The sequence below is a fragment of the Neisseria sp. HMSC066H01 genome (assembly GCF_001837375.1).
Taxonomy (GTDB): domain Bacteria; phylum Pseudomonadota; class Gammaproteobacteria; order Burkholderiales; family Neisseriaceae; genus Neisseria.
Genome location: NZ_KV832177.1, coordinates 1 through 6,233, shown reverse-complemented (window position 1 = coordinate 6,233; position 6,233 = coordinate 1). Strand labels below are relative to the sequence as shown.

Annotated in this window: 1 protein-coding gene, 2 tRNA genes and 3 rRNA genes; all 6 read right to left on the bottom strand. The window is 50.4% G+C overall.

All coding sequences use genetic code 11. From position 1 onward, the window contains the following. Positions 1-75 precede the first annotated feature (75 nt). The gene (locus HMPREF2551_RS00065; RefSeq protein WP_004520163.1) at positions 76-363 is read right to left on the bottom strand and encodes a ComEA family DNA-binding protein; all 288 of its coding nucleotides are present in this window, start codon (positions 361-363) and stop codon (positions 76-78) included. A 337-nt stretch (positions 364-700) separates the two neighbouring features. After that, a 5S ribosomal RNA gene (rrf, locus tag HMPREF2551_RS00060) occupies positions 701-814 on the bottom strand. Between the two features lie 96 nt (positions 815-910). Further along, positions 911-3,799, bottom strand: a 23S ribosomal RNA gene (locus HMPREF2551_RS00055). A gap of 347 nt (positions 3,800-4,146) precedes the next feature. After that, positions 4,147-4,222: transfer RNA gene (locus HMPREF2551_RS00050), tRNA-Ala, on the bottom strand. A 5-nt stretch (positions 4,223-4,227) separates the two neighbouring features. Then, positions 4,228-4,304 (bottom strand) — tRNA-Ile (locus HMPREF2551_RS00045). A 105-nt stretch (positions 4,305-4,409) separates the two neighbouring features. Further along, positions 4,410-5,950: ribosomal RNA gene (locus tag HMPREF2551_RS00040) — 16S ribosomal RNA — on the bottom strand. The 16S, 23S and 5S rRNA genes sit together here with 2 tRNA genes alongside, the layout of an rRNA operon. Positions 5,951-6,233 lie beyond the last annotated feature (283 nt).

Here is a 6,233-nt window from a genome sequence, read left to right as displayed (position 1 = left end):
TCCCCAAACAAAGCCGCCCCGGGGCCCAACCGGCAAACGGTTCGGCTGCAGGGCGGCATACAGGCAGAGTCCGGCTTATTTTTTCACGGCAGGCTGCGCGGCCTTAGGCGCGGCAGAAGAAACCGTCGCCTCCGCCTTCAACTTGTTCAGCACCGCATCACCGATGCCCTTCACGTTTTTCAGCTCCTCCACCGATTTGAACGCACCGTTCTTCTGACGGTATTCCACAATCGCCTTCGCCTTAGCCGGGCCGATACCCGGCAATGCCTCCAGCTCCGCAGAAGAGGCCGTATTGACGTTCACGGCAGCCAAAGAGAATGCCGTACACACGGCGGCAAATACACCAAATAAAAATTTCTTCATCAGGGTTTTCCTATAACGTGTCAGATTGAATCAACCGGGCCGTCTGCAGGACGGTTTTCACCACCCCGCCGACACTGCCACACGACAGTAGAACACGGCCCCATTTCATATAAATGCATACGACATATTAACGCAAATACCGTTCGATTTCAAACATTCCAAACGGTTAACCGTAACTTTCGGTACTTTTGTGCAAGAATAACAACAGGGTAAATATCCCCAATTCAAATACCAACGTTTGACCCCAACACCTGTTACCCCAATTCTGCCGCCAAACCGATAGAAACGACAGGCATGTAAAAAGCCCCCGACATCAGTCGGGGGCTTCGGAATGGGTGTTTGGCGGTGACCTACTTTCACATGGAAGAACCACACTATCATCGGCGCTGAGTCGTTTCACGGTCCTGTTCGGGATGGGAAGGCGTGGGACCAACTCGCTATGGCCGCCAAACTTAAACTGTTACAAATCGGTAAAGCCTTAATCGGTATAAATGGTGATGACTGAATCAGTCAGTAAGCTTTTATTATTTGAAGTTCTTCAAATGATAGAGTCAAGCCTCACGAGCAATTAGTATGGGTTAGCTTCACGCGTTACCGCGCTTCCACACCCCACCTATCAACGTCCTGGTCTCGAACGACTCTTTAGTGTGGTTAAACCACAAGGGAAGTCTCATCTTCAGGCGAGTTTCGCGCTTAGATGCTTTCAGCGCTTATCTCTTCCGAACTTAGCTACCCGGCTATGCAACTGGCGTTACAACCGGTACACCAGAGGTTCGTCCACTCCGGTCCTCTCGTACTAGGAGCAGCCCCCGTCAAACTTCCAACGCCCACTGCAGATAGGGACCAAACTGTCTCACGACGTTTTAAACCCAGCTCACGTACCACTTTAAATGGCGAACAGCCATACCCTTGGGACCGACTACAGCCCCAGGATGTGATGAGCCGACATCGAGGTGCCAAACTCCGCCGTCGATATGAACTCTTGGGCGGAATCAGCCTGTTATCCCCGGAGTACCTTTTATCCGTTGAGCGATGGCCCTTCCATACAGAACCACCGGATCACTATGTCCTGCTTTCGCACCTGCTCGACTTGTCGGTCTCGCAGTTAAGCTACCTTTTGCCATTGCACTATCAGTCCGATTTCCGACCGGACCTAGGTAACCTTCGAACTCCTCCGTTACTCTTTGGGAGGAGACCGCCCCAGTCAAACTGCCTACCATGCACGGTCCCCGACCCGGATTACGGGTCTGGGTTAGAACCTCAAAGACACCAGGGTGGTATTTCAAGGACGGCTCCACAGAGACTGGCGTCTCTGCTTCAAAGCCTCCCACCTATCCTACACAAGTGACTTCAAAGTCCAATGCAAAGCTACAGTAAAGGTTCACGGGGTCTTTCCGTCTAGCAGCGGGTAGATTGCATCTTCACAACCACTTCAACTTCGCTGAGTCTCGGGAGGAGACAGTGTGGCCATCGTTACGCCATTCGTGCGGGTCGGAACTTACCCGACAAGGAATTTCGCTACCTTAGGACCGTTATAGTTACGGCCGCCGTTTACTGGGGCTTCGATCCGATGCTTGCACATCTTCAATTAACCTTCCAGCACCGGGCAGGCGTCACACCCTATACGTCCACTTTCGTGTTAGCAGAGTGCTGTGTTTTTAATAAACAGTCGCAGCCACCTATTCTCTGCGACCCTCCAGGGCTTACGGAGCAAGTCCTTAACCTTAGAGGGCATACCTTCTCCCGAAGTTACGGTATCAATTTGCCGAGTTCCTTCTCCCGAGTTCTCTCAAGCGCCTTAGAATTCTCATCCTGCCCACCTGTGTCGGTTTGCGGTACGGTTCAATTCAAACTAAAGCTTAGTGGCTTTTCCTGGAAGCGTGGTATCGGTTACTTCATGTCCGTAGACACTCGTCGTCACTTCTCGGTGTTAAGAAGACCCGGATTTGCCTAAGTCTTCCACCTACCGGCTTAAACAAGCTATTCCAACAGCTTGCTAACCTAACCTTCTCCGTCCCCACATCGCATTTGAATCAAGTACAGGAATATTAACCTGTTTCCCATCGACTACGCATTTCTGCCTCGCCTTAGGGGCCGACTCACCCTACGCCGATGAACGTTGCGTAGGAAACCTTGGGCTTTCGGCGAGCGGGCTTTTCACCCGCTTTATCGCTACTCATGTCAACATTCGCACTTCTGATACCTCCAGCACACTTTACAATGCACCTTCATCGGCCTACAGAACGCTCCCCTACCATGCCAGTAAACTGGCATCCGCAGCTTCGGTTATAGATTTGAGCCCCGTTACATCTTCCGCGCAGGACGACTCGACCAGTGAGCTATTACGCTTTCTTTAAATGATGGCTGCTTCTAAGCCAACATCCTGGCTGTCTGGGCCTTCCCACTTCGTTTACCACTTAATCTATCATTTGGGACCTTAGCTGGCGGTCTGGGTTGTTTCCCTCTTGACAACGGACGTTAGCACCCGCTGTCTGTCTCCCGAGGAACCACTTGATGGTATTCTTAGTTTGCCATGGGTTGGTAAGTTGCAATAACCCCCTAGCCATAACAGTGCTTTACCCCCATCAGTGTCTTGCTCGAGGCACTACCTAAATAGTTTTCGGGGAGAACCAGCTATCTCCGAGTTTGTTTAGCCTTTCACCCCTATCCACAGCTCATCCCCGCATTTTGCAACATGCGTGGGTTCGGTCCTCCAGTACCTGTTACGGCACCTTCAACCTGGCCATGGATAGATCACTCGGTTTCGGGTCTACACCCAGCAACTGTTCGCCCTATTAAGACTCGGTTTCCCTACGCCTCCCCTATTCGGTTAAGCTCGCTACTGAATGTAAGTCGTTGACCCATTATACAAAAGGTACGCAGTCACACCACAAGGGTGCTCCCACTGTTTGTATGCATCAGGTTTCAGGTTCTATTTCACTCCCCTCCCGGGGTTCTTTTCGCCTTTCCCTCACGGTACTGGTTCACTATCGGTCGATGATGAGTATTTAGCCTTGGAGGATGGTCCCCCCATATTCAGACAGGATTTCACGTGTCCCGCCCTACTTTTCGTACGCTTAGTACCACTATTGAGATTTCGAATACGGGACTATCACCCACTATGGTCAAGCTTCCCAGCTTGTTCTTCTATCTCGACAGTTATCACGTACAGGCTCCTCCGCGTTCGCTCGCCACTACTTGCGGAATCTCGGTTGATTTCTTTTCCTCCGGGTACTTAGATGGTTCAGTTCTCCGGGTTCGCTTCGCTTATCCTATGTATTCAGATAAGGATACCTCCTAAGAGGTGGGTTTCCCCATTCGGACACCGCGGGATCATAGCTTTATTGCCAGCTCCCCCACGCTTTTCGCAGGCTTACACGTCCTTCGTCGCCTATCATCGCCAAGGCATCCACCTGATGCACTTATTCACTTGACTCTATCATTTCAAGAACCTCTCTGACTTCGTTTACCTACCCGTTGACTAGGGAGGCAAACTTGAAATTCCTACTTTGATAAAGCTTACTGCTTGTTGTGTCTTAATCCTGCCTTTTGTGTTTCAGGATTAAGTCGATACAATCATCACCCAAATACTGTGTTTGTTTTCTTTTCTCTTGCGAGAGATCCTTTATCCTTTGCAAAGAATAAAAAATCAAAACAAACTCATTGTCTTTGTTTGTTGATTTCGGCTTTCCAATTTGTTAAAGATCGATGCGTTGATATTTCACTTCGCAAATCAAAATAAGCTGCTAAGTATAGCAGGCTTCCTTTGATTTGTAAAGTGCTTGGTGGAGGCAAACGGGATCGAACCGATGACCCCCTGCTTGCAAAGCAGGTGCTCTACCAACTGAGCTATGCCCCCGTTCTTGGTGGGTCTGGGAGGACTTGAACCTCCGACCCCACGCTTATCAAGCGTGTGCTCTAACCAGCTGAGCTACAAACCCGGATTCTCTTCTTAAGCGAATCTTGTCTTCACTCAAGCTTTTCTCTTCCGCATCTTTTACAGTTTACCGATAAGTGTGAATGCATCAGACCTCTTCTTTCTCTAGAAAGGAGGTGATCCAGCCGCAGGTTCCCCTACGGCTACCTTGTTACGACTTCACCCCAGTCATGAAGCATACCGTGGTAAGCGGGCTCCTTGCGGTTACCCTACCTACTTCTGGTATCCCCCACTCCCATGGTGTGACGGGCGGTGTGTACAAGACCCGGGAACGTATTCACCGCAGTATGCTGACCTGCGATTACTAGCGATTCCGACTTCATGCACTCGAGTTGCAGAGTGCAATCCGGACTACGATCGGTTTTGTGAGATTGGCTCCGCCTCGCGGCTTGGCTACCCTCTGTACCGACCATTGTATGACGTGTGAAGCCCTGGTCATAAGGGCCATGAGGACTTGACGTCATCCCCACCTTCCTCCGGCTTGTCACCGGCAGTCTCATTAGAGTGCCCAACTTAATGATGGCAACTAATGACAAGGGTTGCGCTCGTTGCGGGACTTAACCCAACATCTCACGACACGAGCTGACGACAGCCATGCAGCACCTGTGTTACGGCTCCCGAAGGCACTCCTCCGTCTCTGGAGGATTCCGTACATGTCAAGACCAGGTAAGGTTCTTCGCGTTGCATCGAATTAATCCACATCATCCACCGCTTGTGCGGGTCCCCGTCAATTCCTTTGAGTTTTAATCTTGCGACCGTACTCCCCAGGCGGTCAATTTCACGCGTTAGCTACGCTACTAAGCAATCAAGTTGCCCAACAGCTAATTGACATCGTTTAGGGCGTGGACTACCAGGGTATCTAATCCTGTTTGCTACCCACGCTTTCGAGCATGAACGTCAGTGTTATCCCAGGAGGCTGCCTTCGCCATCGGTATTCCTCCACATCTCTACGCATTTCACTGCTACACGTGGAATTCTACCTCCCTCTGACACACTCTAGTCACCCAGTTCAGAACGCAGTTCCCAGGTTGAGCCCGGGGATTTCACATCCTGCTTAAGTAACCGTCTGCGCTCGCTTTACGCCCAGTAATTCCGATTAACGCTCGCACCCTACGTATTACCGCGGCTGCTGGCACGTAGTTAGCCGGTGCTTATTCTTCAGGTACCGTCATCAACTGTCGGTATTAGCGACAGCCTTTTCTTCCCTGACAAAAGTCCTTTACAACCCGAAGGCCTTCTTCAGACACGCGGCATGGCTGGATCAGGCTTGCGCCCATTGTCCAAAATTCCCCACTGCTGCCTCCCGTAGGAGTCTGGGCCGTGTCTCAGTCCCAGTGTGGCGGATCATCCTCTCAGACCCGCTACTGATCGTCGCCTTGGTAGGCCTTTACCCCACCAACTAGCTAATCAGATATCGGCCGCTCGAATAACGCAAGGCCCGAAGGTCCCCTGCTTTCCTCCTCAGAGAATATGCGGTATTAGCTAATCTTTCGATTAGTTATCCCCCATTACTCGGTACGTTCCGATATATTACTCACCCGTTCGCCACTCGCCACCCAAGAAGCAAGCTTCTCTGTGCTGCCGTCCGACTTGCATGTGTAAAGCATGCCGCCAGCGTTCAATCTGAGCCAGGATCAAACTCTTATGTTCAATCTCTAACTTATAACTTCTGGTCTGCTTCAAAGAAACCGACAGGACAATGTCTAAAACATTATCTTGTCTGTCTTTCAAACAGTGTGAGGCCTAATGCACTCACACTTATCGGTAATCTGTTTTTTAAAGAGCGAATCGAATTATACAGTACATTTAGCAAATGTCAACTAAAATTATCGAAAATTTCAACCAACTGTGTTATACTGTCTGCTTCGTTTTCTTCACCGCGTCAGCAGCGAAGAACCGAACTATACGCCTACCAGCAAAACCAGTCAACACC

What these genes read in the sequence shown, in the direction of transcription:
- HMPREF2551_RS00065 (WP_004520163.1), bottom strand. Translation starts at nt 363, where the DNA reads ATGAAGAAATTTTTATTTGGTGTATTTGCCGCCGTGTGTACGGCATTC.